Origin of the sequence: Roseococcus microcysteis (assembly GCF_014764365.1) — a bacterium.
Taxonomy (GTDB): Bacteria; Pseudomonadota; Alphaproteobacteria; order Acetobacterales; family Acetobacteraceae; genus Roseococcus; species Roseococcus microcysteis.
The window spans coordinates 840,641-866,321 of sequence record NZ_CP061718.1 but is presented as its reverse complement, the minus strand read 5'-3'; the positions used below and the strand labels follow the sequence as shown (position 1 = coordinate 866,321).

General features: G+C 70.6%; 27 protein-coding genes. 12 read left to right on the top strand and 15 right to left on the bottom strand.

The window, feature by feature from the left end:
* The first annotated feature begins 24 nt into the window (after nucleotides 1–24).
* Nucleotides 25–495, top strand: coding sequence for a peptidase S1 (locus ICW72_RS04020; protein WP_223880809.1), 471 nt, complete (start codon nucleotides 25–27; stop codon nucleotides 493–495).
* Nucleotides 496–568: 73 nt separating this feature from the next.
* Nucleotides 569–1,741: a M20 aminoacylase family protein gene (locus tag ICW72_RS04015; RefSeq protein ID WP_191085048.1), complete on the top strand. Its 1,173-nt coding sequence runs from the start codon at nucleotides 569–571 to the stop codon at nucleotides 1,739–1,741.
* On the opposite strand, the gene ICW72_RS04010 is transcribed toward ICW72_RS04015, so the two are convergent.
* From ICW72_RS04010 to ICW72_RS03990, 5 genes are all read right to left on the bottom strand, one after another.
* Nucleotides 1,742–2,938 (bottom strand): PQQ-dependent sugar dehydrogenase, encoded by a 1,197-nt coding sequence (locus tag ICW72_RS04010; protein WP_191085047.1) that lies wholly within the window; start codon nucleotides 2,936–2,938, stop codon nucleotides 1,742–1,744.
* Nucleotides 2,939–3,025: 87 nt separating this feature from the next.
* Nucleotides 3,026–4,216 (bottom strand): cystathionine beta-lyase, encoded by a 1,191-nt coding sequence (metC, locus tag ICW72_RS04005; protein WP_191085046.1) that lies wholly within the window; start codon nucleotides 4,214–4,216, stop codon nucleotides 3,026–3,028.
* Complete coding sequence (locus tag ICW72_RS04000; RefSeq protein ID WP_191085045.1) at nucleotides 4,216–5,055, bottom strand: sulfurtransferase; 840 nt, start codon at nucleotides 5,053–5,055, stop codon at nucleotides 4,216–4,218. The genes metC and ICW72_RS04000 overlap by 1 nt, the downstream gene beginning before the upstream one ends.
* 1 nt (nucleotide 5,056) lies before the next feature.
* Complete coding sequence (locus ICW72_RS03995; protein ID WP_191085044.1) at nucleotides 5,057–5,776, bottom strand: alanyl-tRNA editing protein; 720 nt, start codon at nucleotides 5,774–5,776, stop codon at nucleotides 5,057–5,059.
* Complete coding sequence (locus ICW72_RS03990) at nucleotides 5,773–6,417, bottom strand: NUDIX domain-containing protein (protein WP_191085043.1); 645 nt, start codon at nucleotides 6,415–6,417, stop codon at nucleotides 5,773–5,775. The genes ICW72_RS03995 and ICW72_RS03990 overlap by 4 nt, the downstream gene beginning before the upstream one ends.
* Nucleotides 6,418–6,529: 112 nt before the next feature.
* Here ICW72_RS03990 and ICW72_RS03985 point away from each other — a divergent pair, with 112 nt between their 5' ends.
* The 5 genes from ICW72_RS03985 to ICW72_RS03965 all read left to right on the top strand — a co-directional run bounded on the left by ICW72_RS03985 (nucleotide 6,530) and on the right by ICW72_RS03965 (nucleotide 11,098).
* The gene (locus tag ICW72_RS03985) at nucleotides 6,530–7,429 is read left to right on the top strand and encodes a DMT family transporter (protein ID WP_191085042.1); all 900 of its coding nucleotides are present in this window, start codon (nucleotides 6,530–6,532) and stop codon (nucleotides 7,427–7,429) included.
* Nucleotides 7,426–8,904 carry an ArnT family glycosyltransferase gene (locus ICW72_RS03980; protein WP_191085041.1) on the top strand — a complete coding sequence of 493 codons (1,479 nt, stop codon included), beginning with the start codon at nucleotides 7,426–7,428 and terminating at the stop codon, nucleotides 8,902–8,904. Before ICW72_RS03985 ends, ICW72_RS03980 begins: the two co-directional genes overlap by 4 nt.
* The gene (locus tag ICW72_RS03975) at nucleotides 8,904–9,698 is read left to right on the top strand and encodes a YdcF family protein (RefSeq protein ID WP_191085040.1); all 795 of its coding nucleotides are present in this window, start codon (nucleotides 8,904–8,906) and stop codon (nucleotides 9,696–9,698) included. The genes ICW72_RS03980 and ICW72_RS03975 overlap by 1 nt, the downstream gene beginning before the upstream one ends.
* A gap of 69 nt (nucleotides 9,699–9,767) precedes the next feature.
* The gene (locus tag ICW72_RS03970) at nucleotides 9,768–10,394 is read left to right on the top strand and encodes a MarC family protein (RefSeq protein WP_191085039.1); all 627 of its coding nucleotides are present in this window, start codon (nucleotides 9,768–9,770) and stop codon (nucleotides 10,392–10,394) included.
* An 89-nt stretch (nucleotides 10,395–10,483) separates the two neighbouring features.
* Nucleotides 10,484–11,098 (top strand): MarC family protein, encoded by a 615-nt coding sequence (locus ICW72_RS03965; protein ID WP_191085038.1) that lies wholly within the window; start codon nucleotides 10,484–10,486, stop codon nucleotides 11,096–11,098.
* Here ICW72_RS03965 and ICW72_RS03960 read toward each other — a convergent pair.
* From ICW72_RS03960 to ICW72_RS03925, 8 genes are all read right to left on the bottom strand, one after another.
* Nucleotides 11,093–11,968 (bottom strand): glycosyltransferase family 2 protein, encoded by an 876-nt coding sequence (locus ICW72_RS03960; protein WP_191085037.1) that lies wholly within the window; start codon nucleotides 11,966–11,968, stop codon nucleotides 11,093–11,095. The genes ICW72_RS03965 and ICW72_RS03960 overlap by 6 nt on opposite strands.
* The gene (locus ICW72_RS03955; RefSeq protein ID WP_191085036.1) at nucleotides 11,965–12,825 is read right to left on the bottom strand and encodes a glycosyltransferase family 2 protein; all 861 of its coding nucleotides are present in this window, start codon (nucleotides 12,823–12,825) and stop codon (nucleotides 11,965–11,967) included. Before ICW72_RS03955 ends, ICW72_RS03960 begins: the two co-directional genes overlap by 4 nt.
* Nucleotides 12,822–13,925, bottom strand: coding sequence for a glycosyltransferase (locus tag ICW72_RS03950; protein WP_191085035.1), 1,104 nt, complete (start codon nucleotides 13,923–13,925; stop codon nucleotides 12,822–12,824). The genes ICW72_RS03955 and ICW72_RS03950 overlap by 4 nt, the downstream gene beginning before the upstream one ends.
* Nucleotides 13,922–14,974, bottom strand: a complete 1,053-nt coding sequence (locus tag ICW72_RS03945) for a glycosyltransferase family 4 protein (RefSeq protein WP_191085034.1) — start codon at nucleotides 14,972–14,974, stop codon at nucleotides 13,922–13,924. The genes ICW72_RS03950 and ICW72_RS03945 overlap by 4 nt, the downstream gene beginning before the upstream one ends.
* Nucleotides 14,971–16,494: a flippase gene (locus tag ICW72_RS03940; protein WP_191085033.1), complete on the bottom strand. Its 1,524-nt coding sequence runs from the start codon at nucleotides 16,492–16,494 to the stop codon at nucleotides 14,971–14,973. Before ICW72_RS03940 ends, ICW72_RS03945 begins: the two co-directional genes overlap by 4 nt.
* Nucleotides 16,495–16,531: 37 nt before the next feature.
* Nucleotides 16,532–17,269, bottom strand: a complete 738-nt coding sequence (locus ICW72_RS03935; protein WP_191085032.1) for a sugar transferase — start codon at nucleotides 17,267–17,269, stop codon at nucleotides 16,532–16,534.
* A 433-nt stretch (nucleotides 17,270–17,702) separates the two neighbouring features.
* Nucleotides 17,703–18,710 (bottom strand): glycosyltransferase family 2 protein, encoded by a 1,008-nt coding sequence (locus ICW72_RS03930; protein ID WP_191085031.1) that lies wholly within the window; start codon nucleotides 18,708–18,710, stop codon nucleotides 17,703–17,705.
* 44 nt (nucleotides 18,711–18,754) lie between these two features.
* On the bottom strand, nucleotides 18,755–19,666 hold the full coding sequence (locus ICW72_RS03925; protein ID WP_223880808.1) for a polysaccharide deacetylase family protein: 912 nt from the start codon (nucleotides 19,664–19,666) through the stop codon (nucleotides 18,755–18,757).
* A gap of 62 nt (nucleotides 19,667–19,728) precedes the next feature.
* Between ICW72_RS03925 and ICW72_RS03920 the strand changes: the two genes are divergently transcribed.
* The 5 genes from ICW72_RS03920 to ICW72_RS03900 are packed head-to-tail and all read left to right on the top strand — an operon-like array spanning nucleotide 19,729 to nucleotide 23,974.
* Nucleotides 19,729–20,664 carry a dihydrodipicolinate synthase family protein gene (locus tag ICW72_RS03920; protein WP_191085030.1) on the top strand — a complete coding sequence of 312 codons (936 nt, stop codon included), beginning with the start codon at nucleotides 19,729–19,731 and terminating at the stop codon, nucleotides 20,662–20,664.
* Nucleotides 20,661–21,398 (top strand): SDR family NAD(P)-dependent oxidoreductase, encoded by a 738-nt coding sequence (locus tag ICW72_RS03915; protein ID WP_191085029.1) that lies wholly within the window; start codon nucleotides 20,661–20,663, stop codon nucleotides 21,396–21,398. Before ICW72_RS03920 ends, ICW72_RS03915 begins: the two co-directional genes overlap by 4 nt.
* The gene (locus ICW72_RS03910) at nucleotides 21,395–22,282 is read left to right on the top strand and encodes a dihydrodipicolinate synthase family protein (RefSeq protein ID WP_191085028.1); all 888 of its coding nucleotides are present in this window, start codon (nucleotides 21,395–21,397) and stop codon (nucleotides 22,280–22,282) included. Before ICW72_RS03915 ends, ICW72_RS03910 begins: the two co-directional genes overlap by 4 nt.
* Before the next feature lie 55 nt (nucleotides 22,283–22,337).
* Nucleotides 22,338–22,805 (top strand): transcription elongation factor GreB, encoded by a 468-nt coding sequence (gene greB / locus ICW72_RS03905; RefSeq protein ID WP_456300191.1) that lies wholly within the window; start codon nucleotides 22,338–22,340, stop codon nucleotides 22,803–22,805.
* Entirely contained in the window at nucleotides 22,802–23,974 is a 1,173-nt protein-coding gene (locus tag ICW72_RS03900; RefSeq protein WP_191085026.1) for an MFS transporter, read from the top strand. Before greB ends, ICW72_RS03900 begins: the two co-directional genes overlap by 4 nt.
* Here ICW72_RS03900 and ICW72_RS03895 read toward each other — a convergent pair.
* Together ICW72_RS03895 and ICW72_RS03890 are read right to left on the bottom strand one after the other, a co-directional pair.
* Nucleotides 23,919–24,761 (bottom strand): alpha/beta fold hydrolase, encoded by an 843-nt coding sequence (locus ICW72_RS03895; protein WP_191085025.1) that lies wholly within the window; start codon nucleotides 24,759–24,761, stop codon nucleotides 23,919–23,921. The genes ICW72_RS03900 and ICW72_RS03895 overlap by 56 nt on opposite strands.
* Nucleotides 24,758–25,627, bottom strand: a complete 870-nt coding sequence (locus ICW72_RS03890) for a DMT family transporter (RefSeq protein WP_223880807.1) — start codon at nucleotides 25,625–25,627, stop codon at nucleotides 24,758–24,760. Before ICW72_RS03890 ends, ICW72_RS03895 begins: the two co-directional genes overlap by 4 nt.
* Nucleotides 25,628–25,681: the final 54 nt, after the last annotated feature.

Below are 25,681 nucleotides of genomic sequence, written 5' to 3'. Positions count from 1 at the left end.
CACCAGACAGAAGGCTATGCGCCAATGCGCGTTTCGAACATGGTCCTGGGCGCGGCCGCCCTGGGCGTCGCGGCCCTTGCCGCTCCCGTCCTGGCGCAGAACTTCAACCTGCCCCCCGCCTTCGGCACGCTGAACCTGACGGCCGGCTTCATGCCCGACCCGCAGCATGTCGACCTCGTGGCGGGCGGCAACATTCCGGCCGGCCGCCTCGGGCGCGATTGCGCGGGCAGCATCGCCGATGCTCCGGACGTGCGGCTGAACTACACGGCGGGTGGCTTCCCGCTCTACATCTTCGCCAATTCCAGCCGCGACACGACGCTGGTGGTGAACCTGCCGGACGGGTCCTGGATCTGCAATGACGACTTCATCGGCCTCGACCCCGGCATCGTGCTGACGCGCCCCGCCTCGGGCCAGTACGACATCTGGGTCGGCGTCTTCGAGGGTGGCACGGCGCCCGCGCGCCTGGGCGTTTCGGAAATCCCGCCCCGGCGCTGAGCCCGGCAGGGGAGTGACGAAAGGGGGGCGCCGGGCGATGCTCGGCGCCTCTTTTCATTCTGAGGTGCCGCCCATGCCCATCATCAACCGCATCGCCGATTTCCACGCCGAGATGACCGCCTGGCGGCAGGACATCCATGCCCATCCCGAACTCTGCTACGAGGAGCATCGCACCAGCGAGATCGTGGCCACCAAGCTCGCGGAATGGGGCATCGAGGTGCATCGCGGCCTGGGTGCGACCGGTGTCGTGGGCGTTCTGCGCAGCGGCAGTGGCGGGCGGGCCATCGGGTTGCGCGCCGACATGGACGCCCTGCCCATGCCGGAGGAGACGGGGCTGCCCTATGCCTCGACCGTGCCCGGCAAGATGCACGCCTGCGGCCATGACGGGCACACGACCATGCTGCTGGGTGCGGCCAAATATCTGGCCGAGACACGCAATTTCGACGGCACCGTGGTCTTCATCTTCCAGCCGGCGGAAGAGGGTGGGGCAGGGGCCAGGCGCATGCTGGAGGACGGCCTGCTCGACCGCTTCCCCTTCGACACCGTCTATGGGGTCCACAACGCCTCCAACCTGCCGCTGGGCGAGGCGGCGGTGGTGGCCGGCCCCGTGCTGGCGGCGGCGGATGGCGTCACCATCCATGTGCGCGGGCGGGGCGGCCATGCCGCGCGGCCGCATATCGGCATTGATCCGGTGCTGGTCGGCGCGCAGATCGTGGTGAACCTGCAGGCGCTGGTCGCGCGCCGCGTGGACCCGCTGGACAGCGCGGTGCTGAGCCTCTGCCAGTTCCACGCCGGCACGGCGAGCAACGTCATCCCCGACACGGCCGAAATCCGTGGCACCGTCCGCACGCTGAAGGCCGAGACGCGGGCGGAGATGGAACGCCTCATCACCCAGATCGCGACCGGGGTGGGGGCCATGCACGATGCCGAGGTGACGGTCACCTACCGCCGCGGCTACCCGCCCACCGTGAACCACGCGAACGAGGCCGAGCGCGCGGCCAAGGCCGTGGGGCAGGTGCTGGGCGGCGACCGCGTGATCCGCAACCGCCCCCCCGCCATGGGCGCCGAGGACTTCGCCTATTTCCTGCTGGAGCGCCCCGGCTGCTTCGTCCATCTCGGCCAGCGCGACGGCGAGCGGGGCAAGAGCCCCGCCCACACCACGACCTATGACTTCAATGACGATCTGCTGCCGATCGGCGCGAGCTTCTTCTCGCGCCTGGTGGAGCAGGAGCTGCCGCGGGGCTAGCTAGCCCCGCGACACGCGCAGAACCTCGCCATCCTCGTGCTCGGTCAACAACCAGACCGAGCCGTCGCGATGGACACGCACGTCCCGGATGCGGCGGTCGAGGTCCCGCAGCATCCATTCCTCGCCCACGACCCGTCCATTGGCCATGCGCGTGCGGACCAAAGCGCGGGCCTCAAGGCCGCCATGCAGCAGCGCGCCGCGCCATTCCGGGAACATATCGCCGCGATAGACCACGAGGCCCGACGGCGCGACGGTGCGCTCGAAGATATGGAAGGCGCTCTCCATGCCCTCGCGGCGCGTGCCTTCGCCCAGCGGCGCGCCGGAATAGTCGCGCCCTCCCGTCAGATAGGGCCACCCATAGTTCCGACCGGCCCGGATGAGATGGATCTCATCCCCCCGCAACGGCCCGTGGTCATTGACCCAGAGCTGGTGCGATTCCGGGTCGAAGGCCATGCCCTGCACGTTCCGCAGGCCGATGGCGTAGATGTGATGGTCCTTGTCGGATTCATTGAGGAAGGGGTTGCCGGGCGCCGGGTCGCCATCGGTGGTCATGCGGATGATGGAGCCCGCATGGTCCTTCGGGTCCTGGGAACGGTTCATGTTCCGCCGGTCGCCGATGGAGAGCAGCAGGCTGCCGTCGCGCGGGTCGAAGGCCAGACGCCCGCCGAAATGCAGGCCGCTGCCATCGGGGTTGTTCATCATGAAGATGTTCCGCACATCCTCAAGGCGCGGGTTGTCGCCCTCGGTCAGACGCGCGCGCGTGACGGCGGTGCCCGCACCCTGTTCCGTCCAGCGCGAATGGCTGAGGAAGATCGTGCGGTTCTGGTTGAAATCCGGGTGCAGGGCGATGTCGAACATCCCGCCCTGGCTGCGATCAGTGGGACCCGGATAACGATAGACCTCGGGCGCGCCCTGCAGCGGTTCGGAGAGCGAACCCCCACGCCGGCCCATGCGGACCGCGCCCTTGTTGCGCTCCGTCACCAGGAAGCGGTCGCCCTCCAGGAAGGCGAGGCCCCAGGGGTGCTCCACTTGGGCGATACGCTCCACCTGGACCTCGCCCACCTCCGTGCGGAGCGTGCGGCGTTCGGCACGGGCCGAGGGGGCGAGGAACGCGGCCATCAGCCCCCCTCCGAGCAGCGCGCGGCCCAGCGGGCGGCGGGCGATGGGAAGGGTCGTGCGGGCGTTCGAATGGCGCATGCGATGGCCTCCTTCGCGAAGGGTTAAGCCGCCGTAACGCCACCTTCAGGAATGGGTTGCGCCCGGGCGGGACCCGGGCGCCGCTTCTCAACCCAGCGCGTGCAGGCCCTGTGCCAGGTCCGCCTTCAGGTCGGCCACGTCCTCGAGGCCGATATGGATGCGCACCGTCTGCCCGCCGAAATCCCCGGTGTTCGCGCTGCGGGTGATGAAGCCCGTGGTGGGGATGGCCAGGCTCTCATACCCGCCCCAGCTCGCGCCGATGCCGAACAGGGAAAGCCCGTCCACGAAGCGCAGCATGTCCTCATGGGAATAGCGCGCGTCCAGCACGATGCCGAAGAGCGAGCATGCCCCCGTGAAGTCGCGCTTGAAAAGCGCATGCTGCGGATGGGAAGGGAGCGCCGGATGCAGCACCTTCTGGATCTGCGGCTGCTGCTCCAGCCAGGCGGCGATCTCCAGCGCGGCCGCGGCCTGGGTCTTGAGGCGCACCGCCATGGTGCGCACGCCGCGCAGGGCCAGCCAGCAATCATCCGGGCTCGCGTAATGGCCCATGGCCGAGGCGGCGGAGCGCACCGCGAGGTGGTCCTCCTCGCTGTTGACCGTGACGCTGCCCAGCAGGATGTCGCTGTGCCCGCCCACATACTTGGTCAGCGCCTGGATGGAGACATCCACCCCATGCGCGAAGGGCTGGAAGGTGTGGATGCCCCAGGTGTTGTCCATCATCACCTTCGCACCCGCCGCATGGGCGGCGCGGGCGATGGCCGGGATGTCCTGCACCTCGAAGGTGTGGCTGCCGGGGCTTTCCGTATAGACCACCTTGGTGTTGGGGCGGATGAGGGCGCGCATGCCCGCCTCGTCCACGCAGGGATCGTAGAAGGTCGTCTCGATGCCCCAGCCCTGCATGAGGCCGGTGGCCAGGTTGCGCGCCGGGCCATAGACGCTGTCGGGCATCAGGCAATGGTCGCCCGCCTTGAGATAGGCCAGCAGCGGGACGGCCACGGCGGCGAGGCCCGTGCCCACGATGGTGCAGCGCGTGCCGCCCTCGATCTCCGCGATCACGTCTTCCAGCGCGTAGTGGGTGGGGCCCCCCTGCGTGCCATAGGTCATGTGCTGTTCGTAGCGCTTGGACGCGGCCGCCATGCGCGAGGCGGCATCCGGGAACAGCACGGTGGAGCCGCGGTGCACCGCCGGGTTCACGAAGCCATGGATGCGCACGCCCGCGCGCCCGGCATGGCTCATGCGGGTGGAGAAGCCGTGGCGGCGGCGATGGTCGTCGGGCATCAGGAAGAGACCTTTTCTGTTTCGGGGCGGCTCGCCCATTCGGTCCAGGAGCCGTCATAGACGGCGGGTTCGGGCAGGCCCGCGCGCACGGCGCCCAGCGCCAGCACGCAGGCGGTGACGCCGGTGCCGCAGCTCGTCACCAACGGCTTTTCGCCAGTGGCGCCGGCGGCGGCGAAGCGGGCGCGGAGCGCATCGGGCGGCAGCATGGTGCCATCGGCGGCCAGCAGCTCGTTGAAGGGCAGGTTGGCGGCCCCCGGCATGTGGCCGGAGGGCAGGCCGGCGCGGGGCTCGGGCGCGGTGCCGGCGAAGCGGCCGGCGGCGCGGGCGTCCAGCACCAGCGCCGAGCCATCTTCCAGCAGACGCTTCACATCGCCGATGCCGGCCACGCGGCGGGCCATGAAGTCGGCCACATAGGTCGCGGGCGCGGGGGTAGCGGGCGCGCCGGAGGCGGTGGCGCGGCCCTCGCGCAGCCATTTCGGCAGGCCGCCATCCAGCACCGCCACTTTCTCGTGGCCAAAGAGGCGCATCAGCCACCAGCCGCGCGGCGAGGACTGCATCCCCTTCTGGTCGTAGAACACCACCCGCGCGGCGCGGGTGACACCCATGGCGCCCAGCAGCTTCTCGAAGCGGGCGGCGGTCGGGATCATGTGCGGCAGCGGGTTTTCGGTGTCCGCCACCTCGTCCATGTCGAAGAAATGCGCGCCGGGGATATGCGCCTCGGCGAATTTCGTGCGGCCGTCGAAGGGCTCGTTCGGCAGGTATTTCGTGATGTCGAAGACGACGAGGTCCGGCTGGCCCAGATGGGCCGCCAGCCATTCGGTGTTGACGATCGCGTCCATGTCAGTTCTCCACCAGGGCGAGGCTGATCCGGCGGTTCTGCCGGCCCTTGTTTTCCAGTTTCAGGACTTCGAGGCGCCCGATCTCGGCGGTGCTGCGCACATGCGTGCCGCCGCAGGGCTGCAGGTCCACGGGTGCCGCCTGGGGGCCGATCCGCACCAGGCGGATGCGGCCCGCGCCGCGCGGGGGCTGCACCGAGAGGGTGCGGACGAGACCGGGATTGGCCTCCAGCTCCGCCTCGCTGATCCATTCCTCGGTGATGGGGTGGTTCGCCTCCACCAGGGCGTTCAGCCGTTCGGTCAGCCATTCCTTGGTGGGTGGCTCGGCCAGGTCGAAGTCGAGGCGGGATTTCTCCGCGCCCACCTGGCCGCCGGTGACGCCGGCGCCCGGGATCAGGCTGCACAGCAGATGCATGGCGCTGTGCATCCGCATGTGCCGGTGGCGGCGCGCCCAGTCCAGCACCAGCGTGACCTGGGTGCCCGGGGCGGGCAGGGGGGCGCCGTCCGCCAGCTTGTGCAGGATGGCGTCGCCCTCGCCCTTCACGGCCTCGGTGATGGCGGCATCGCCGCCGTTCCAGCAGAGCTTGCCGCTGTCGCCCGGCTGGCCGCCGGCGCGCGGGTAGAAGATGCTGCGGTCCAGCACCAGGCCCTCGGGGCCGGCCGAGACGACATGCGCCGCGGCCTCCTGGGCATAGGCGTTGTTGCGGAACAGGGCATCGGTCATGCGGCGGTCCAGTCCTGGCGCAGCCGCGCGCGGTGCTGGCGCAGCCAATGCAGGCACAGCGCGGCGGTGGCGTTGGTGATGGTGTTGGCGTCGAGGCGCGCGAAGGCGTCCACGGCCGGAAGGATGAGCAGGCGGATATCCTCCCCCTCCGCCGCCAGCCCATGCGTGGCGCCCGCGCCGGGTTCGGGCAGGCGGGCGCGGCCGCAATAGAGGTGCATCATCTCGTCGCAGCCGCCCTGCATCAGAAAGAAGCGGCCGATCTTCTCGATGCGGTCGGGGTCGAGGCCCGCCTCCTCCTGGGTCTCACGCCGCGCGGCCTCAGCGGGGTCCTCGCCCGCCTCCAGCAGGCCCGCCACGCATTCCGTTTCGATGGGCGGGTAGCCGGCGGCCAGGATGGGCAGCCGGAATTGCTCGATCAGCGCGACCCGGTCCGCCCAGGGATCATAGGGCAGCAGGGCCACACCCTGGCCGCGGCGCCACAGCTCCCAGGTCAATTCGCGCGAGGGCGTGCCGTCGAAGCGCGTATAGGTGAACACCACCCGTTGCAGCGGAAAGCGCCCCGACCAGACAAGCTCATCCGTGCGGACATCGAGGCCGGGATGGGCGGGAATGGGCGGGGCCTTGGGCGGTCGGGCGGTCATGCGGCGCGAAGCCTAGATCACTTCGGCGGGCGCGGAAATGCGGGCGGGCACCATGGGTTCGCCCGAATCAGGGCCTATCCAAACCGTCCCGCCAGGTTCACACCCGAAAGCCATGACGCCCGATCCCTCCCTCGCGCTCCGCGCCGCGCGCCGCCGCGCCATCATGGCGATCCTGGCCGCGGCCCTGCTCTTCGCCGTGGCGGCGGCCTTCGTGAAGACGCTGGGCGGCACCATTCCGCTGGCGCAACTCGTGCTCTTCCGCAGCCTTTTCGCCCTGCCGGTGTTGCTGCCCATGTTGCCGGCGGCGGGCGGGTGGAAGGTGCTCCGCACGCGCCACCCCCTCGGCCATGCCGCGCGAGTCTTCTGGGGGCTGCTCGGCATGATCACCGCCTTCTATGGCTACACCACCCTACCGCTCGCCAATGTCACGGCGCTGGGCTTCACCATGCCTTTGTTTCTCACGCTGCTGGCCGTGCCACTGCTGGGTGAGCGTGTGGGCTGGCGGCGGGGCCTCGCCGTGCTGGTGGGCTTCCTGGGCGTGCTGTTCATGGTCAGCCCCGGCGACACCGACGCCGCCGACCTCTGGCCCAGCCTGGTCGTGCTGTTCGGCGCCTTCGCCTGGGCCATGGCCATGATCAGCATCCGGCGCCTCGGCGAGAAGGGGGAGCCGGGCGTCGCCATCGTGCTGTGGTTCGCCATCGGCTGTTCCATCCTGGCGCTGGCCGCCAGCATTCCGGTCTGGGTCTGGCCCAGCCCGACCCAATGGGTGTTCCTGCTGGGCATCGGCATCGCGTCCGCCTTCGCGCAGCTGCTGATGACCGAGGCCTATCGCAAGGGTGAGCCCACCCTGGTGGCCCCCTTCGAATATTCCGGCATCGTCTGGACCACCCTGCTCGGCGCCGTCATCTGGGCCGAGGCGCCCGATGGCTGGGACGCGCTGGGCATCCTGATTCTGGTGGCGTCGGGCCTCTACATCTGGCGGCGGGAAGTCCAGCTGGGGATCAAGCGATGAGCCGCCGCCTCGCCTGGGTGCTGGCGCTGCTGGCCATCCCGCCGCTGGTGCTGGGGCTGCGCTGGTTCTCCTTCCTGCCCTCCGTGATGGATTGGGATGAGAGCCTCTATCTGCTCCAGGCGCGGGAATGGGCGCGGGGCGTCTGGCCGCTTTCGGGCGTGTGGGACATGCACCCGGTGGGCGCGCCGGCCATGATCCTGATCGCCTTCACCATTCTGGGCGAGAGCATCACCACCGTGCGCCTGCTGGGCGCCATCTGCGTCATGGCCACCTGCTACGCGCTGATCGCGCTGGTGCGCGCGGCCGGTGGGCCGCGGTCGCTGGGGCTGGGGGCCGCCCTTCTCTACGCCGGCCACAGCGTGTTGCTGGGCGGGCTGACGACCAACACCGAGATCCTCTTCGCGCCCATGGTGGTGGGCGCCTTCGCGCTGGCGCTGTGGCGGGGGCCGGAATGGCCGCGGCTTCTGGGGATGGGGGTGCTGATCGGGCTCGCGCTCACCATCAAGCCGGTGGTGACGCCCGAGGGCTGCCTCGCCTTCGCCCTGCTGGCCTGGCCCACCCTCCAGGCGCGGCGCTGGGGGCGGCTCCTCGCCATGGCGGGCGCCTATCTCATCCTCTGCCTGCTGCCCACGCTGCTGGTGGCGGGCCTCTACGCCCTGCGCGGCGAATTCGCCGACTGGCTGGAGAGTTCCATCCTCGCCCCCTTCCAATATGCGTCCGAGGGCGCGCCGGCCGAGGTGGTGCGCCACCGCGTCAGCCTGATCCTGCTGGAGATGCACTGGCTCTTCGTGCTGCCCATCCCGGCCCTGCTGCTGCTGCGCCACCTCTCGCCCGTGATGCGGCACCTGACCTGGTTCGGCCTCGCCTGGCTCGCGGTTGCGGTGCTGGCGGTGGCGGTGCCGGGCCATTATTTCGACCATTACTTCCTGATCCTGCTGCCGCCGCTCGTGCTGCTCTCGGCGCTCGGCATCTTCGGCGCCGCGGCCCATGCGGCGCCGGTTCGGGGGCAATGGCTGGCGGGCGGCGTGGTGGTGGCGATGGTGCTGAATCCCTTCCTCCTCGACCTGAGGAAGCGGATCATGCCGGGCTTCCACCTGGGCCAGCCCGATGCCCCCACCCGCATCGCGGACGCCATCCGCGCCGAGATGCGACCCGGCGACGTGGTCTTCGTCGCCAACTCCCAGCCCGTGATCTATTTCCTCACCGGCTCGCCCCTGCCCACGCGCTTTCCCTTCCCGGCCCATCTGACCGGGCCTTTCGGGGATCTGGTGGGGGTGAACATGGATGCCGAGCTGGCGCGCGTGCTGGCCACCCGTCCGCGCTTCATCGTGCAGGATGTCCAGCACTGGTATGGCGTGCGTCCGGAGGCCCGGGCCTTGATCACGGCCTCGCTCGATGCGGAATATGAACCGATGGCACCCTTCGACAACCCGCATGGCGCGGTCGTGATCCATCGCCTGCGGGAGGGCAATTGATGGAAGACTTCCTCTTCACCCTCTCGAAGCTGTTCTGGCTCTTCGCGCGCCCCAACACCTTCGCGCTCTTCCTGGTCTGCCTGGGTGTGGGCCTGCTCATCGCCCGCCGGCGCTTCGGGCGCTGGCCGGCACTGCTGGGCCTCTCCTGGTATGTGGCGGTGCTGCTGACGCCGCTGGCCGCCTGGATCACCCTGCCGCTGGAAGACCGTTTCCCCCGCCCCGAACTGCCCGCGCGGGTGGATGGCGTGGTCATCCTGGGGGGCGCGGTGGAACAGGCGCTGACCGAGGGGCGCGGCATCCCCGCGCTCAACGGCGCGGCCGAGCGCATGACCGAGGCCGTGGCGCTCGCCCGGCTGCGGCCGGAGGCGCGCATCGTCTTCACCGGCGGCTCCGCGGCGCTGGCCCCCGGCCAGATGAGCGAGGCCGATGTGGCGCGCGCCCTCTTCGCCTCGCTGGGCCTGGAGGGGGAGCGGGTGGTCTTCGAGGACCGCTCCCGCAACACCTGGGAAAATGCCGCACTCACCCACGCCCAGGTGAACCCCGCCCCCGGCGAGACCTGGCTGCTGGTCACCTCGGCCAGCCACATGCCGCGCTCCATGGGCACGTTTCGACGCGCAGGTTGGGACATCACCGCCTGGCCCGTGAACTACTCCACCCGTCCGGGCGGGGCGGGCTGGTTCGACCCGCCCTTTTCCTTCCGCCTGGGCCAGGCCGAATGGGCGGCGCGCGAATATGTGGGCCTGCTGGCCTATTGGCTGCTGGGGCGCACCAGCGCGCTGTTCCCGGCGCCCTGAACAACTCCAGGTGACGGCGGGCAGCCGAGCGTCCATGCTGGCTTCCGCGTCAGGCATGAGGCCGGATTGATGTTCCATCCCTTCGTCACCGACTTCTTCAGCGATTTCGTCACGCTGCTGGTCGTGCTGAACCCGGTGGCGAAGCTGCCCATCTTCCTCGCCCAGACCGCGGCGCTGGACAGCAAGACACGCAACCGCGTGGCGATGTGGGCCATCGTCATCTCCTTCGGCGTGCTGATGTTCTTCCTGGTGGCGGGGCAGTTCCTGTTGCAGGGGCTGGGGGTGGGGCTGACGGCCTTCCGCATGGCGGGCTCGCTGGTCCTGCTGCTCTTCGCCCTGTCCATGATCTTCGACAGCGCGCCCCCGCCGCCGCCGGGCGCCACCGACACGACACCGATGGAACGCGCAATCTTCCCCATCGCCATGCCCGCGCTCGCGGGGCCGGGGACCATGCTGACGGTCGTGGTGCTGACCGACAATGACCGCTTCGACTGGGCCCATCAGGTGGACACCGCCCTCGCCCTGGTCCTGGCGCTGGCGGTCTGCTTCATCGTGATGCGCTTTGCCACGCTGCTGGTGCAGGTGCTGCGCCGCGCCGGCATCAGCATCCTCTCGCGCGTCATGGGCCTGATCCTGGCCGCGCTGGCGGTGGAGGGCATGCTGGCCTCTACACGCAGCTTCATTCACAGCCTGTGAGTTGAGAGGCCTGGGCGGCCAACGAATCGGCTCGCTTTGTGTTCTACTGGTGAAATGTGCCCCGCTCTGCAATTCGACCCAGGCTGCTGATGACGACCAACTTCCTCACGGACTTCATCACCCTGCTGGTCGTGCTGAACCCGCTGGGCAAGCTGCCGATCTTCCTGGCCACGACGGTGGGGCTGGAGCGCGCGGTGCGAAACCGCGTGGCCTTTCACGCCGTGCTGATCTCCTTCGGCATCCTGATGGTCTTCCTTGTGGCGGGACAATTCCTGCTGCAGGCACTGGGCGTGGGGCTGAACACCTTCCGCTTGGCGGGTTCGCTGGTGCTCCTGCTTTTCGCCCTGTCCATGATCTTCGACACGGTGCAGACGCCGCCGCCCACTCAGCCGGACATCACGCCGACCGAGCGCGCGGTGTTTCCGCTGGCCATGCCCGCCATTGCGGGGCCCGGCACGATGCTGACCGTGGTGGTCCTGACGGACAAGGACCGGTTCCTGTTCGCCGAGCAGAGCAGCACGGCGCTCGCCCTCGTGCTGGTGCTGGCGCTGGTCTACCTGGTGATGCGCTTTGCCACGCCGCTTGTGCAGTTCCTGCGGCGGGCGGGCATTTCCATCCTCTCGCGCGTCATGGGGCTGATCCTGGCGGCGGTGGCCATGGAGGGGATGGTCGTCTCCGTCCTCGCCATCCTGAGGCAGCTATAGGTCCAGGATGCGCTCCGGCGCGGCGCGGCCGCGCAGCAGGTCCCATAGGCCGATCATGTTGCCGCGGAAGCGGCCCCAGCGGTCCACCTCGGGCTCCGGCCGGGCGCTGCGGAGCAGGTTGATGAGACAATGCCGCGCCGCCGAGGGAATGGCGTGGTTCCAGGGAAAGCTGCCTTTCCGGGCCAGGTAGATGGGGTTCACCACCTGGCTGTAGCCCAGCCGCACCCCGGGCACGCGCCCCGACTTGGCGCCCAGATGCACCCCCCGCGCCCCGGCCAGGCGAAGGATATTGCCGTGCGGCAACAGCCGGCGCGTGAGGTCAATATCCTCATACCAGGCATAAAGGGGCAGGCGTTCGTCGAAGCGCAGCCCGTGTTCGCGCATGGGGGCGAGGCGCACGGCCATGTTGCAGCCATAGCCGTTGAAATGCGGCTGGACCGCGAGGGCATCCTCAGGCGGCCTGTCGGCGGCCAGGAGGGCCCGGCCCTCCGCGACCGTGAGGCCCGGCCCCTTGGCGCCATCGGCGATGACGGTCCCGGTCGCGACCGCGCAGCCGGGGTGGGCCGTCATCACCCCCTCCAGCACGGCCAGCCATTCCGGCGCGGGCAGGAAGTCGTCGTCGAGATAGAGCAGCAGGTCGCAATCCGGCACCGCGTCCAGGATGCGGTTGCGTTGGCGCGGCAGGCCGCCGGGATTCTGGGCCAGGAACTCCACGCCGGGGAAGCGGGCGGGCAGGTCGGCCACATCCTCGGGCGTCACATGGCAGACCAGCACGCGGTCGGGCGCGCGGGTCTGGCGGTCGAGCTCGGCCAGCACCTCGCCCAGGATGCCTGGGCGGCCGCGGGTGGCGATGCCGATCGCGATCTTCATGGCGCGGGTTCCAGGGGCGCGGGCCAGGGCAGGGGGCTGGCCAGCATGCCCTGGGCGCGGCCAAGCAGGCTGGCCATGTAGTAGCGCGCGTGCAGCCCCCGCCCGCGGGCCAGCGAGACCAGCGCCCCGCCCAGCGGCCGGTAGAGGAAGGCCGCCCGCACCGCCAGCGGCACCGGATGGCGTCGCAGCGCGAAGCCGAGGCCAAGCCCGTAGCGCTGCGCCCGCGCCACCGCCTCTTGTGTCAGGCGCTTGTCGGGGTGGACCACGCGCAGGGCGGGGTCGTAGCGGGCCTCCATGCCCGCGGACAAGGCGCGGCAGACCAGGTCATTGCCCTCGGCGCTGCCGAAGCGGGCGCCGGGGCCCATCCCCTCGTCGAAGCCGCCGAGACGCAGCGCCGCATCGCGCCGGAGCCAAAGGTTGAATTCGATCACGCTGGTCCAGACATTCTCCAGCGTGATCGGCCCCGCCTTGCCGTTCCACCGGCCGGAGCCGAGTCCGCCCTCGGGCGCCGCCGCCGGCCCGGTCAGCGCGGCCAGCGCCGGGGCGGCGTCGAAGGTGGCCCGCACCCGGGCCAACGTGCCGGGCGGCAGCAGGCAGTCATCATCGGGGAAGGCCACGAGATCACCGCGCGCGTGGCGGAGCCCGAGGTTGCGCGCCGCATTGGCATGGGGGCGGGGCGCGCGCAGATGGCGCAGGTTCAGGCGCGGCGTCCATTCGGCCACGAGCGCATCAAGCCGCGCATCCGGGTTCTGGTCCACCAGGATCACCTCGAAGGCGGTGTCCTGCGCGGCGAGGCTGTCGAACAGCGCGCCGATCTCCTCCACCCGCCCCAGAGTGGCCACCACCAGCGAGATCATGCCAGCGCCCCCGCCACGGCCGCGCGCAGCCCCGCGCGGAATTGCGGAATGCCGAAGCGCTCGGCATTGGCGCGGCAGGCATGGGGCGTGAAGCGCGCCTCTTGCGCCACGAAGGCGCGGATGGCGGCGGCGAGGCTTTCCGGCGTCTGCTCCGCGAAGGTGAGGCCGGTGGCATCAGTGACGATGTCGCGCGCGCCGCCGCGGCCGAAGACGATCAGCGGCGCGCCGCAGGCCTGGGCCTCGACCATGCCGATGCCGAAATCCTCCTCGGCGGGGAAGACGAAGGCGCGGGCGGATTGCAGCAGCGCCACCAATTCCGCCTGGGGCACGCGGCCGCGGATCTCGATGTTGGGCGCGCCGCCGGCGGCCTGGCGCACCAGCGGCGCCGAGGGCCCGTCGCCCGCGATGACCAGCTTGAACTCCGGCAGGGTGCGGAAAGCCTCGGCCACCAGCTCGATGCGCTTATAGGCGACCTGCCGCCCGGCCACGACGAAGTGGGGGCGGGAGCCGGTGGCCAGCGGAAAGCCTTCAATGTCCACGGGCGGGTGCAGCACCTCCGCCTCCCGCCGCCAGACCTTGGCGATGCGCCGCTGGATGTAGCTGGAATTGGCGAGGATCAGGTCCGGGCGGGCCGCGCTCGCCTGGTCCCACATCCGCATCCGGTGCAGCAGCCAGCGCGTGTAGACGGATTTCACCCCGCGCGTCAGGCCCGACTGTTCCAGATATTGCCCCTGCAAATCCCAGGCATAGCGCATGGGCGAATGCACATAGCTGACATGGGTGGTGCCCGGCCCCGTGATCACGCCCTTGGCGACGGCGTGGGAGGAGGACAGCACCAGGTCATAGCCACGCAGATCGAACTGCTCGACGGCCAGCGGCATGAGCTGGAGGTAGTTGCGGAAGCGCTTGCGCGCCATGGGCAGGCGCTGGAGGAAGCTGGTGCGCGGCACCTTGCCTTGCAGGAAGCCGCGTTCGCCCTCGGGCAGGAAATCCACCAGGGCGAAGAGGTCGGCCTCGGGATAGCAGGCGATCATCTGCTCCAGCACGCGCTCGCTGCCGGCGTAGTTGTCCAGCCATTCGTGGATGATGGCGGTCTTCATGTGGTGATGAACCCCAGCAGCCGACGCGCGGCCGCCTCCCAGGAGAAATGCGCGGCGCGGGCGCGCCCGGCGGCGATGAGGGCCTGGCGCCGCGCGGCGTCGGTGGCGAGGGTGGCGATGGCGTCGCCCAAAGCGTCCGGCGCTTCCGGGTCGAACCAGAGGGCGGCCTCGCCGCAGACCTCGGGCACGGCGCCCGCGCGGGCGGCGATGACGGGGCAGCCGCACCACATGGCCTCCAGCGGCGGCAGGCCGAAGCCCTCGTAGCGCGAGGGGAAGAGCAGGGTCAGCGCGTTCTCATACAGCGCGCGCAACTCGGCGTCGGAGACGCGGCCCAGGGCGCGGACCTCGCCGCCGCCCTCGGCCTCGCCCGTGCGGAAGACGGCGGCGTCCTTGGCGCCGGCTACGGCCAGGACGAGCCCCTGCGCCGCCATGGCGCGGCGCACGATACCCAGATTCTTGTGCGCGGCCCCCGTGCCGATGACGAGCGCGTAGCGGCCTGGCTCCAGCCCATGCCGCGCCAGCACGCCTGGGTCGGCGGTCTCGCGCAGGATGTGCTCGCCGCCCTCCAGCGTGACGCCGATGCCCGCTTGGGGAATGCCCAGCGCCGCCGCGATCCGCCCCGCCGAGAATTCCGAGACGCTGAGGATGCGCGCCCCGCGCCGCGCCAGCCCGCGCTGCATGACGCGATACCAGAGGCGGAACTTCCACCCGTAGCTCTCCGGCGTGTCGAAGACGCCGGCGTCATGGATCACGACGGCCTGCCGTCGCCCGGCCAGCAGCGGCCCGGTATTGCCCAGGTTCAGCAGCAGGCCCTGCGCGGCGCGGGGCAGATCCCATTGTTCCCAGGCCTGGCCGCCGCGCCCACCCACCACGCGGGGGGCCAGGTGCGGGAAGGCCTCCATCCCCACGGCACCTGGCGGGGCCAGCAGCGTCATCGGCGGGGCCTCGCCCCGCGCGGCCAAGGCATCCAGCGCCAGCGTGATCTCGCGCGCATAGCGCTGCACGCCGGTCAGGCCCTGGGTGAGGAAACGTCCGTTCAGCGTGATCATGGGCGGAGCACCTGTCGCACTGCCCAGGGGCGGCGCAGAAGGGGGGCGAGGGCGCGGCGTTCCTCGGCCGGCAGGCGCGCGACGGCCAGCGCCAGCGCCAGCGCGAAGCCCAATCCCGCCACCAGGGCGGACCACATTCCCTCGGGCGCCAGCGCCGTGGCGGCCAGCGCGACCGCGGCCGCCACCAGGGCCGGCAGCAGCGCGCGGGGTGCCTCGGCGGCGGCCGGGTAGAGCCGGGCCGCGAAGAACAGCTTGCCCCCCGCATCGGCCGCGGCGCGCAACGCCCAGGCCAGCGCCGCGCCCTGGATGCCGAAGGCCAGCAGCAGCGCGGCGGAGAGCGGCAGGAAGACCACGATCTGCGCCAGCATGAACTTGGCGGTCACATCGGGGCGCCCGATCGCATCCAGCAGCGCCCCGGGGGCGTAGGCGAGGCAGGAGAAGAAGATGCCGCCCGCCAGGATACGCAGCACCATGGCACTCTCCGCCGCGAAGCCCGCGCCGAGCCAGAGCCGCAGCGCCGTCTCGGCGAAGCCGGCCAGGATCAGGCAGGGCGGCAGGGTCAGCAGCATGATCATCAGCGCGCCGCGCCGCAGCAGGCCGGCCGTGGCCTCCGGCAGCAAGCGGAAGGCCGAGGCCATGGCCGGCAACAGCGCCTGCGCCACCGCCACGGGAATGATCCACATGCGCAGCACGAGGTCCAGCGGCGTCGCGTAATAGGCCACCGCCGCCAGCGTCAGCACCGCGCCCACCAGGAAGCGGTCGGCATAGATCAGCGCCTGGTTCATCATGGAGGAGGCTGTCATCCACCCCCCGATCCGCAGCAGCGGAAGCACCAGCAAGGGCGATCCCAGCCGCAGCGGTGGCAGCAGCCCCCGGCACAGCCAGGCATAGGACAGGGTATTGGCCAGCCGGCAGGCCACCAGCGCCAGCATGACGCCGACCAGGCTCTGCCACACCATCAGCACCAGCACCGGCCCCAGGTAATACATTGCCGCCACGGGAATGGTGACGAGGTTGGCCGCCCGGAAGCGCTGGTGCGCCGCCAGCACGCCCCAGAGCGCCGCATTCACCACCACCAGCGGCGCGGCCACCGCCAGAATACGAAAGGCGGCCAGCGCCTCGGCCTGGAGGGATTCGGGCACGTTCAGTGCGGAGCCCATCAGCCAGGGCAAAGCGGCCCAGAGGGCGGCGGCCCCCAGCGCCGCGAAACCCGCCAGCGCCGCCATGGCGGTGCCGACCAGCCGGCCCGTCTCGGCCTCGGCATGGGGCGTCTCGGCCGTCATGCGTTCGGAAAGCGCCCGGGTCAGGGCCGGGCCCACGCCCAGGTCGAAGATGCCGAAGACGCCGACCAGCGCGAGGGCCAGGGTGAAGAGGCCCCAGCGTTCCAGCCCCATCTGGCCCACCAGCACGGGCGTGAGCACCAGGGCCAGCAGAAGGGGAAGGCCGCGGCCCAGCCCGTTCCAGACCATGCCGGACAAGAGCCGGCCTGCCCCGGCGCGGTCGCGCGCGGTGTCACTCATCACACTGAAACCCGGAGGTGGCGGGGTGAAGCTTAGCTCAGCAGGCGCCGCGGCGCGACAGCACGGCGAGCGGGGTCCGCAGCAGGATGCGGATGTCGTTCCACAGTGAGGGGCTGGCCACATAGGCCACGTCCAGCGCCACGCGCTGGGCGTAGCTGGTGTCCGACCGGCCCGAGACCTGCCACAGGCCGGTGATGCCGGGGCGCACGCTGATATAGTGCGCGGCGGCCGCGCCGTAGAACTGGTCCAGCTCCGACTGGATGACGGGGCGGGGGCCCACCAGGCTCATCTCGCCGCGCAGCACATTGATCAGCTGGGGCAGCTCGTCGAGCGAGGTGGCGCGGAGAAAGCGGCCGACGGCCGTCACGCGCGGGTCCTGGCGCAGCTTTCGGGTGGCCTCCCATTCGGCGCGTGCCTCCGCGTCGCTGGCCAGCAGGGCGTCGAGCCGCGCCTGGCTGTCCACCACCATGGAGCGGAACTTGAGGCAGCCAAAACCCTCGCCACCCCGGCCCACGCGGCGGTGGGCATAGAAGGCGGGGCCACCATCGCCGCGCACCAGCCAGGCCAGCACGAGCATGAGGGGGGCGAGCAGCAGCAGCAGCACCCCCGCGCCCAGGACGTCGAGGGCGCGCTTCAGGAAGGGGCGCGCCCCGCTGCGCCAAGCGGCATGCGGGGGGGCCAGCACCATGGAGGGTGCGGCATAGCCGGCGCCCATCACGCTCTCGCGCGAGGCGGGGTCGCGTTGCAGGGACGAGAATGCGTCCAGGCCGGGCATATCGAACCTTCCGTAACTGGGCCGGGGGTGGCCCGTCAGGGTTGCCGTGGCGGTGGAAGGGACCGTCCCTTCCTGACCACGCTGCCGTTATCCGGTTGATCGCAGGCGGCTTTTGGACCCGCCCAAGGCAATATTGTGGCGCGCTCGAAATCCATGCCCGGGGCGGCAAAGAAGCCCAGGAGGCTTCCGGATCAGTCCATCGCGGATTGATAATTCACAGCAGCAGCATCCCCGAATTCACTGATTGGAAAGGGTTCGCAGGTGTGCTTCGAGGTGGCGCTCGGCGGACGTTCGGCCGCGCGCGACATGGCTGATCTGTCCCAGGTGAAGGTCAACCATGCGGCACGGAGTTGCGCCTGGCGAAAATCTGAAATTGCAAGCGCGACATCGGGACGCAATCAAGGCAGCGCCGCCACAATTGCGGCGCGCCGTCTCAGCCCGCCTGCTGTCCCGCGAGGGGGCGCTCCGTCGGCACCATGCCGGAGCGCAGATGGCGCTCCACGATGTAGAGGGGCCGGCGTTTCGTCTCGTTGAAGATGCGGCCGAGATATTCGCCGATGATGCCCAGCATCATCATCTGCACGCCGCCCATGAACAGCACCACGGCCATCAGGCTCGGATAGCCCGCCACCTCATTGCCGAAGACCAGCGTGCGGACCAGGAGCTGCACGATGTAGAGCCCCGCCAGCACCGCCACCGCCAGCCCCACATAGGAGGCGAGCTTCAGCGGCCCCAGGGTGAAGCTGGTGATGCCCTCCAGCGAAAGGTTCCACAGCTTCCACCAGTTCCACTTGGTGGTGCCCGCGGCGCGGGGCGCGCGCGCATAGGGCACGGCCACGGCCGGGAAGCCCACCCAGGCGAAGAGGCCCTTCATGAAGCGGTGCTGCTCCCGCAGTTGCAGCAGCGCATCCAGCGCGCGGCGGGACATGAAGCGGAAATCGCCGGTGTCGGGGGGCAGGGCCACGCGGCCGCCGACCCGCTGCATCAGCCGGTAGAAGCCGGCGGCGGTGGTCCGCTTCAGCCAGCCCTCGCCGTGGCGGGCGCTGCGCTGGGCATAGGCCACGTCGAAGCCGCGGCGCCAGGCGGCCAGCAATTCGGGGATGACCTCGGGCGGGTCCTGGAGGTCGGCGTCGATCACGACCACGCCCTCGCTGCCGCGCGCGTGGTCGAGGCCCGCCGTCAGCGCGATCTCCTTGCCGAAATTGCGCGAGAGGTTGACCACGGCCACGCGCGGATCGGTCGCGGCCAGGTCCAGCATCAGCCCGAGCGTGGCATCGCGCGAGCCGTCATTCACATAGACCACCTCCCAGGGCAGGTCCTGGGCGGACAACACGGCGCCGAGGCGGCGGTGGAATTCGGGCAGCACCTCCTGCTCATTGTAGCAGGGCACCACCACGGACAGCGCCGGGCGCGGGGGGTCCAGGGGCAGGGCATCGGGCATGATGCGGAGGCTGGTCCGCCTTCATGGTTTTTCCGCGGCAGAAATCATCCCTTCTGGTCCGCGCGGGCCAGCCAATGCGCCGCGATATCCCGCCGCCGCGCCACCCAGATGCCGGGGGTTCGTGCCACATGGGCCAGCACCGCCTCCAGCCCCGCCATGCGCCCGGGCCGGCCGATGATGCGCAGATGCAGGCCGATGGAGAGCATCTTGGGCGCCCGCGCGCCCTCCGCCAGCAGCCAGTCCACGGCGCCGATGCAGTACCGTGAAAAATCCTCGGCCTGGACGAAGCCGCCGCCGGGCGAGAAGCGCATGTCATTCGTGTCGAAGGCATAGGGCAGGATGACATGGCCTGGCGCGTGAAGGCGCGGCAGGTCGTCGTCATAGGCGTCGCTGTCGTAGAGGAAGCCCCCTTCCTCCCGCAGCAGCCGCCGCGTGTTGGGCGAGGAGGCCGAGCGCGTGTGCCAGCCCACCGGCCGTTCCCCGGTCGCGTCACGGATGGCGGCAACGGTGGCGGCGATGACCTCGCGCTCGGTCGCCTCGTCCATGTTGGCGTGGCTTTCCCAGCGCCAGCCATGGGCGCTGATCTCGTGGCCGGCGGCGTGCGGGGCGGCGGCCAGATGCGGGTTGGCGGCAATGGCGCGGCCGCAGGAAGAGAAGGTGGCCTTCACCCCATGCCGGTCGAAGGCATCCAGGATTCGCCAGATGCCGGCCCGCGCGCCATAGGCGTAGTGGGTCTCCATGCAGGGGTCGGGCACGCCCACCACCTCCTCGCGGATTTCGTGCACGCTTTCATTGCGCGCATCGCCGCTGGCGAGGCTGAGCTCCGCCCCTTCCTCCACATTCACCACGAAGGAGAGCGCCAGGCGCGCGCCGCCCGGCCATCGCGGGTCGGGCGGCTGGTTCGCATGGCCGACAAGATCACGGCTTGTCGGGGGCATTCCGCCGGGCAGGGGCATGGGACATCCTTCGCAGGGGCAGAAGACGGGTTTAGGTTCGCGCAAAGTTCAGGAGAAGTCCCATGCTCACCGCCCAGGCCCAAGGCGTCTGCGTCATTTGCCCCACGCCCTTCCTGCCCGATGGCACGCTGGATGAACGCAGCGCCGCCAGCATGACCGAGGCCTATGTGGCCGCCGGCGCCACGGGCCTCACCATCCTGGGCATCATGGGCGAGGCGCCCAAGCTGGATGCCGAGGAATCGCTGCGCCTGGTGCGCATCGTGCTGAAGCATGCGGCGGGCCTGCCGGTCATCGTGGGCGTCTCGGCGCCGGGCTATGCGCCCATGCGCGCGCTGGCGCGCGGCTCCATGGACGCAGGCGCGGCCGGCGTCATGATCGCGCCCCCCATGGGTCTGCGCGGGGATGAGGCCATCATCTCCTGGATGCAGGGCGCCTCGGAGGCCGTCGCACCCGCGCCCTGGTGCCTGCAGGATTTTCCTCAATTGACCAACGTGACCATGACGGCGCGGATGATCGCCACCCTGGCCAAGGCCGATCCGCGCCTCGTCATGCTCAAGGCCGAGGACTGGCCGGGCCTCGACAAGATCAGCGCCCTCGTTTCCATGATGAAGGCGGGCGAGATGCCCCGCATCGCCATCTATGGCGGCAATGGCGGGCAATACCTCCCCGAGGAGACGCTGCGCGGCGCCGACGGCATGATGACGGGCTACGCCTTCCCCGAGATGCTGGTGCGCGTGCGCAACCTGCTGCTGGACGGCAAGCGCGACGAGGCGATGGACGCCTTCGAGGCGCACCTGCCGCTGATCCGCACCGAATTGCAGCCGGGCCTCGGCCTCGCCGTGCGGAAATACATCCTGGCGCGGCGCGGCATCATCGCGCACCCGACCCTGCGCGCGCCGGGGCCGAAGCTGTCCGACGCCACGCGGGCGGAGGTGGACTACCAGCTGGCCCGCCTGGCGCGGCGCGACCCCACCGCGCTGAAGCTCGCCGCCGAATGAGCGAGCTGGCCGGCCGTATCGCGCTGGTCACGGGCGCGCAGCAGGGCATCGGCGCCGCCATTGCCCGCGCGCTCGCCGCGGCGGGGGCGGATGTGGCGGTGAACTGGCTGGATGCCGAGCCGGTGGACCTCGCCACCGAAATCCGGGCCATGGGGCGGCGCTGCGCGTTGCTGCAGGGCAGCGTGGCGACCGTGCCGGAGGTGCGGGCATTGCACGCCGCGGCCGTGGAAGCGCTGGGCGTGCCGGACATCCTGGTGAACAATGCCGGCATCTTCCCCCGCTGCGACTTCCTGGCCATGGAGGAAGCCGAGTGGGACGCCGTGCTGGGCATCAACCTCAAGGCCGGCGCCTTCCTGACCCAGGCCTTCGCCCGCGCGCTGGCGGGGCGGCCGGGTTCGGTGATCAACTTGTCCTCCTCGGCCGTGCGGGGTGATCCGCGCGGGGTGCACTACACCGCCAGCAAGAACGGCGTGGTGGGGCTGACGCGCGCCACGGCCCTGGCGCTGGCGCCCGCCATCCGGGTCAACGCCATCGCGCCCGGCCTGACCGACACCGCCCAGCCGCGCTTCGGCATGACGGAGGAGGAGATCGCCGCCCGTAGCACCACCTTCCCCGTGGGCCGCATTGGCCGCCCGGAGGAGATCGCGGAGCTGGCGGTCTTCCTGGCTGGCCCGAAGGCGGGTTTCATCACGGGGCAGGTCTATCACATCAACGGGGGCATGTACCTCGCATGAGCCGTTTTGCCGGGGTCTTCCCGTACCTGGTCTCACCCATCGGCCCCGATGGCGCGGTGCTGGAGGCCCCGCTGCGCGACCTGGTCGAGCATCTGATCGGTGCCGGCGTGCATGGGCTGACGCCGCTCGGCTCCACGGGCGAGTTTGCCTATCTCAGCCACGCCCAGAGGCACGAGATCGTCCGCATCGTGGTGGAACAGGCGCGCGGCCGGGTGCCGGTGGTGGCAGGGGTTGCGGCCACCACCACGGCCGATGCGATGGCCCAGGCGCGCGACTACGAAAGGCTGGGCGCGGACGGCATCCTGGGCGTGATGGAGGCCTATTTCCCCGTCCCCGAAGCGGGCGTGGTCAGCTATTTCACCGCGCTGGCGGATGCGACCGGGCTGCCCCTCGTTCTCTACACCAACCCGAATTTCCAGCGCAGCGACCTCTCCCTGCCGGCCATCACGAAGCTGTCCCACCACCCGCGCATCGTGGCCATCAAGGATGCCAGCACGAACACCGGTCGGCTGCTGTCCATCATGAATGCGGTGGAGGGGCGGATGGATGTGTTCAGCGCCTCCGCCCACATCCCGGCCGCCGTCATGCTCATCGGCGGCGTGGGCTGGATGGCCGGCCCCGCCTGCGTGATCCCGCGCGAGAGCGTGCGGCTCTACGATCTCTGCCGCGCCGGCAACTGGGCCGAGGCGCTGCCGCTGCAACGCCGCCTCTGGCGCTTCAACGAGCTGTTCGCCCAATACGCCCTGGCCGCCTGCATCAAGGGCGCGTTGCAAATCCAGGGCTTCGCGGTGGGCGACCCGCTGCCGCCCCAGGCGCCGCTGAGCGAGACGGGCCGCGCCGCCGTGGCCGAGGCGCTGTCTTCCCTCGGAGCGGGCCTTGGCTGACGAGGATGATGAGGAGGAAGGCCCACCCGGTCTTCCCCCCGGCACCCCCTTCTACATGACGCCCGCCGGCCATGCGGCGCTGACGCGCGAACTGCATGAGCTGTGGCATGGCGAACGGCCCAAGGTGGTGGAAGTGGTCTCGTGGGCCGCGGGCCTCGGCGACCGCAGCGAGAACGCCGACTACCAGTACGGCAAGCGCCGCCTGCGACAGATTGACAGCCGCGTGCGCTTCCTCCGCCGCCGGCTGGAGCGTGCGGAGGTGGTGGATGCCGCGAAACAGACCCGGCGCGACAAGATCTTCTTCGGCGCCACCGTCACCTATGCCCGGATGGACGACAGCGAAGTGACCATCACCATCGTGGGCATGGAGGAGGCGGACGCGACGCAGGGCCGCATCTCCTGGGTTTCGCCCGTGGCGCGGGCATTGCTGGGCAAGACCGTCGGCGATGTCGTGAAGCTGCGGACCCCTGCCGGCCTTGAGGAGATCGAGGTGGTCACCATCACTTACCCGCCCGCGCCATGAGCAAGGCGCTCGTCATCGCCATCCTGGGCACCACCCAGACGCTCGCCTGGGCCGGCAGCTACTACATCCCGGCCATCCTGGCGGGGCGGATGGCGGATGAGCTGGGGGTGAACGCCTCCACCATCTTCGTCGCCTTCTCCTGCGCCCTGCTGCTGACGGCCTTCCTGGGGCCGCGCGTGGGCCGGGCCATTGACCAGCATGGCGGGCGCGCGGTGCTGATCGCCTCCAACCTGGTGCTGGCCACGGGGCTGGCAGTGCTGGCCATGGCGCAAGGGCCGGTGGTGATGTTCCTGGGCTTCGCCGTGCTGGGCATCGGCATGGCGATGGGCCTGTACGACGCGGGCTTTGCCGCGTTGGCGCGCATCTATGGGCGTGACGCGCGCGGCGCCATCACGGGCATCACCCTGATCGCGGGCTTCGCCAGCACGGTGGGCTGGCCCGTCACGGCCTGGATGCAGGCGGAGTTCGGCTGGCGCGGCGCCTGCGCGGGCTGGGCGCTGGTGATGCTGCTGCTCGCCCTGCCGCTCAACGCGCTGCTGCCGCGCGGGACGGTGCGGGCCCCCGAGGCGCAGCCCGCGCCACCCCCCGACGCTGAGACGGCGCGCCGCACCCGCCGCGCGGCGTGGCTCATGGCCTTCATCTTCGTCTCGGGCGGGTTCTCGGCCTCGGCACTGGCGGCGCATCTGCCGGGGCTGCTGGTGGCTGCCGGCGCCACGCCCGCGGCCGCGATCGCCGCCGGCGCGCTGATGGGGCCGGCCCAGGTGGCCGCGCGGGTCTTCGAATTCACCCTGCTGCGGCGGGCCCACCCGCTGCTGTCAGCACGGATCGCGCTGACCACCCACCCCTTGGGCGCGGTGCTGCTGCTGATCTTCGGCGGGCCGCTGGCCGCGCCCTTCGTGCTGCTGCACGGGGCGGGGAACGGCATCCAGACCATCGTGCGCGGCACCCTGCCGCTCGCGATCTTCGGGGCGGCGGGGTATGGCGCGCGGCAGGGGCTGGTGGTGGCGCCGGCCCGCTTCATGGGGGCGCTGGCGCCGGCCCTGTTCGGCTTCGTGGTGGAGGGCTACGGCGCCCACGCGCTCTGGCTGACCATCGCGCTGTCGGTGATGGCGTTCATTGCGCTGTTCTTCCTTCACGTCGCGCCAGAATCGAAAGAAGTGCGGCGTTGAATTCCTCCGCCGCCTCATAGGCCACCCAATGGCCGGCGGCGGGGATGACGGCCTCCAGCATCGAGGGGTCGCGCGCGCGGATCACGTCCAGCCGCGCGGCCACGTTCGGGAAGGCCACGGCGTCGAATTCGCCCCAGATGCCGTTGAGCGGCGCGGTCACGCGCTCCAGCGCATCCTTCAGCGACGTGCCGGAGGCGAAGCCCCGGCTGCGGAGCCGCGCATGGTTGGTGTGCCAGTCCTGGATGGCCAGCGCCGTGGCATCAATCTTCGCCGGGTCGTGGAACATGAGGCGCTTCAGATTCTCGCGGTTGGCCTCGACCCGGGCCGCGCCCTGCTTGTCGCGCACCTTCAGCAATTCCAGCGGCGGGCGTGCGAGGCCCAGCGAGGCCGCGCCCACCAGCGTCAGCGTGCGGACATGCTCCCCCTCCAGCGCCGCCAACTGCCCACTGACATTGGCGCCGAAGGAGAAGCCCGTCAGGTGGTAGCGCCGCTCAGGCCCCAGCAATTGCACGAGACCGTCGCGCAGCGGCAGCGCGGCCGATTGCGGCGTGGCCTCGCCGGGGGGCATGGCGCTCTCGCCCAGGCCCGGGATGTCGGCCGCCAGCACGCGGTAATGGCGCGAGAGCGGCCCCACATTGCGCGCCCAATGCCGCCAGCTGCCCGAGCCGCCATGCAGCAGCACCAGCGGCTGGCCCTCGCCCCAGCTGCGCCAGACCACATGGCCATCGCCGCAGCGGGTCTCGTGGCGGGTGGCGGCGTGGTCGAGTTCGATGATGTCGGGCGTCATGCGGGGGTACTCCGTCCGCGCCGCGCCTCGACGCGCGCGATCCAGCTGGTGGAGAGGAAGATCACGGCGGCACCGGCCAGGGTGGTCGTGGTCGGGATTTCCGAGAAGGCCAGGTAGCCGAGGCAGGCGGCCCAGATCAGGTCCAGGAACTTCACTGGTTGGGCCGCCGAGATGTCGGCGATGCGATAGGCCATGGTCAGCATCCAATGCCCTAGGCTGCCCAGCGCCCCACAGAGCAGCACGATGCCCCATTGCGCCAGGCTCGGCCATTCCCAGAGCCAGACCGCTACGGGCAGGGTGAAGACCGCGACCGTCAGCGACTGCCAGGCGACGATCACCTGCGGCGTGTCATGCCGCGTCAGCGCCTTGGCGATGAGGAAGGAGGCCGCGAACAGGGGGGCGGAGGCCAGCATCAGCAGCGCATGGTGCCCGCCCGTGCCGGTGAAGCTGGGTGCGACCACCACCAGCACGCCCAGGAAGCCCAGCAGGGCCGCGGCCCAGCGCTGCCAGAACATGCGCTCCTTCAGAAACAGCACCGCCCCCAGCATGATGAAGATGGGCCCGGTGAAGCCGATGGCCGTCAGCGTCGCGAAAGGAATATGCGGCAGGGCCGAGAACCAGAAGAACAGCGCTGCCGTATGCGCCACCCCCCGCCAGAGCTGCCCGCCCAGGGCCCGCGGCACATAGGCGGCGATACCCGCCTGGATGATCCAGGGGATCATGACCACCAGCCCCGCCCCATAGCGCAGGAACTGGACCTGGAAGGGGGGAAGCTCGCTCGCCAGCACGCGCAGGTTCAGGTTCAGCAGGGCGAAGGTGAAGCCCGCCCCCGCCGCAAGGATCATGCCGTTCAGGGTGGGCGTCATGCGGGAAGGGGCGGCGAAACCATGGGATTGAGCGTGGCGCGACGGGCGGCCTTG

Bases quoted from the DNA above. Each gene is read 5' to 3' on its own strand.
- ICW72_RS03890 (WP_223880807.1), bottom strand. From the start codon at position 25,627: ATGACGCCCACCCTGAACGGCATGATCCTTGCGGCGGGGGCGGGCTTC.
- ICW72_RS03940 (WP_191085033.1), bottom strand. From the start codon at position 16,494: ATGAGTGACACCGCGCGCGACCGCGCCGGGGCAGGCCGGCTCTTGTCC.
- ICW72_RS04010 (WP_191085047.1), bottom strand. From the start codon at position 2,938: ATGCGCCATTCGAACGCCCGCACGACCCTTCCCATCGCCCGCCGCCCG.
- ICW72_RS03925 (WP_223880808.1), bottom strand. From the start codon at position 19,666: ATGCCCCTGCCCGGCGGAATGCCCCCGACAAGCCGTGATCTTGTCGGC.
- greB (WP_456300191.1), top strand. From the start codon at position 22,338: ATGACGCCCGCCGGCCATGCGGCGCTGACGCGCGAACTGCATGAGCTG.
- ICW72_RS03980 (WP_191085041.1), top strand. From the start codon at position 7,426: ATGAGCCGCCGCCTCGCCTGGGTGCTGGCGCTGCTGGCCATCCCGCCG.
- ICW72_RS03975 (WP_191085040.1), top strand. From the start codon at position 8,904: ATGGAAGACTTCCTCTTCACCCTCTCGAAGCTGTTCTGGCTCTTCGCG.
- ICW72_RS03950 (WP_191085035.1), bottom strand. From the start codon at position 13,925: ATGAAGACCGCCATCATCCACGAATGGCTGGACAACTACGCCGGCAGC.
- ICW72_RS03955 (WP_191085036.1), bottom strand. From the start codon at position 12,825: ATGATCTCGCTGGTGGTGGCCACTCTGGGGCGGGTGGAGGAGATCGGC.
- ICW72_RS04015 (WP_191085048.1), top strand. From the start codon at position 569: ATGCCCATCATCAACCGCATCGCCGATTTCCACGCCGAGATGACCGCC.
- metC (WP_191085046.1), bottom strand. From the start codon at position 4,216: ATGCCCGACGACCATCGCCGCCGCCACGGCTTCTCCACCCGCATGAGC.
- ICW72_RS04000 (WP_191085045.1), bottom strand. From the start codon at position 5,055: ATGGACGCGATCGTCAACACCGAATGGCTGGCGGCCCATCTGGGCCAG.
- ICW72_RS03930 (WP_191085031.1), bottom strand. From the start codon at position 18,710: ATGCCCGATGCCCTGCCCCTGGACCCCCCGCGCCCGGCGCTGTCCGTG.
- ICW72_RS03910 (WP_191085028.1), top strand. From the start codon at position 21,395: ATGAGCCGTTTTGCCGGGGTCTTCCCGTACCTGGTCTCACCCATCGGC.
- ICW72_RS03990 (WP_191085043.1), bottom strand. From the start codon at position 6,417: ATGACCGCCCGACCGCCCAAGGCCCCGCCCATTCCCGCCCATCCCGGC.
- ICW72_RS03920 (WP_191085030.1), top strand. From the start codon at position 19,729: ATGCTCACCGCCCAGGCCCAAGGCGTCTGCGTCATTTGCCCCACGCCC.
- ICW72_RS04020 (WP_223880809.1), top strand. From the start codon at position 25: ATGCGCGTTTCGAACATGGTCCTGGGCGCGGCCGCCCTGGGCGTCGCG.
- ICW72_RS03985 (WP_191085042.1), top strand. From the start codon at position 6,530: ATGACGCCCGATCCCTCCCTCGCGCTCCGCGCCGCGCGCCGCCGCGCC.
- ICW72_RS03935 (WP_191085032.1), bottom strand. From the start codon at position 17,269: ATGCCCGGCCTGGACGCATTCTCGTCCCTGCAACGCGACCCCGCCTCG.
- ICW72_RS03945 (WP_191085034.1), bottom strand. From the start codon at position 14,974: ATGATCACGCTGAACGGACGTTTCCTCACCCAGGGCCTGACCGGCGTG.
- ICW72_RS03995 (WP_191085044.1), bottom strand. From the start codon at position 5,776: ATGACCGATGCCCTGTTCCGCAACAACGCCTATGCCCAGGAGGCCGCG.
- ICW72_RS03915 (WP_191085029.1), top strand. From the start codon at position 20,661: ATGAGCGAGCTGGCCGGCCGTATCGCGCTGGTCACGGGCGCGCAGCAG.
- ICW72_RS03965 (WP_191085038.1), top strand. From the start codon at position 10,484: ATGACGACCAACTTCCTCACGGACTTCATCACCCTGCTGGTCGTGCTG.
- ICW72_RS03970 (WP_191085039.1), top strand. From the start codon at position 9,768: ATGTTCCATCCCTTCGTCACCGACTTCTTCAGCGATTTCGTCACGCTG.
- ICW72_RS03900 (WP_191085026.1), top strand. From the start codon at position 22,802: ATGAGCAAGGCGCTCGTCATCGCCATCCTGGGCACCACCCAGACGCTC.
- ICW72_RS03895 (WP_191085025.1), bottom strand. From the start codon at position 24,761: ATGACGCCCGACATCATCGAACTCGACCACGCCGCCACCCGCCACGAG.
- ICW72_RS03960 (WP_191085037.1), bottom strand. From the start codon at position 11,968: ATGAAGATCGCGATCGGCATCGCCACCCGCGGCCGCCCAGGCATCCTG.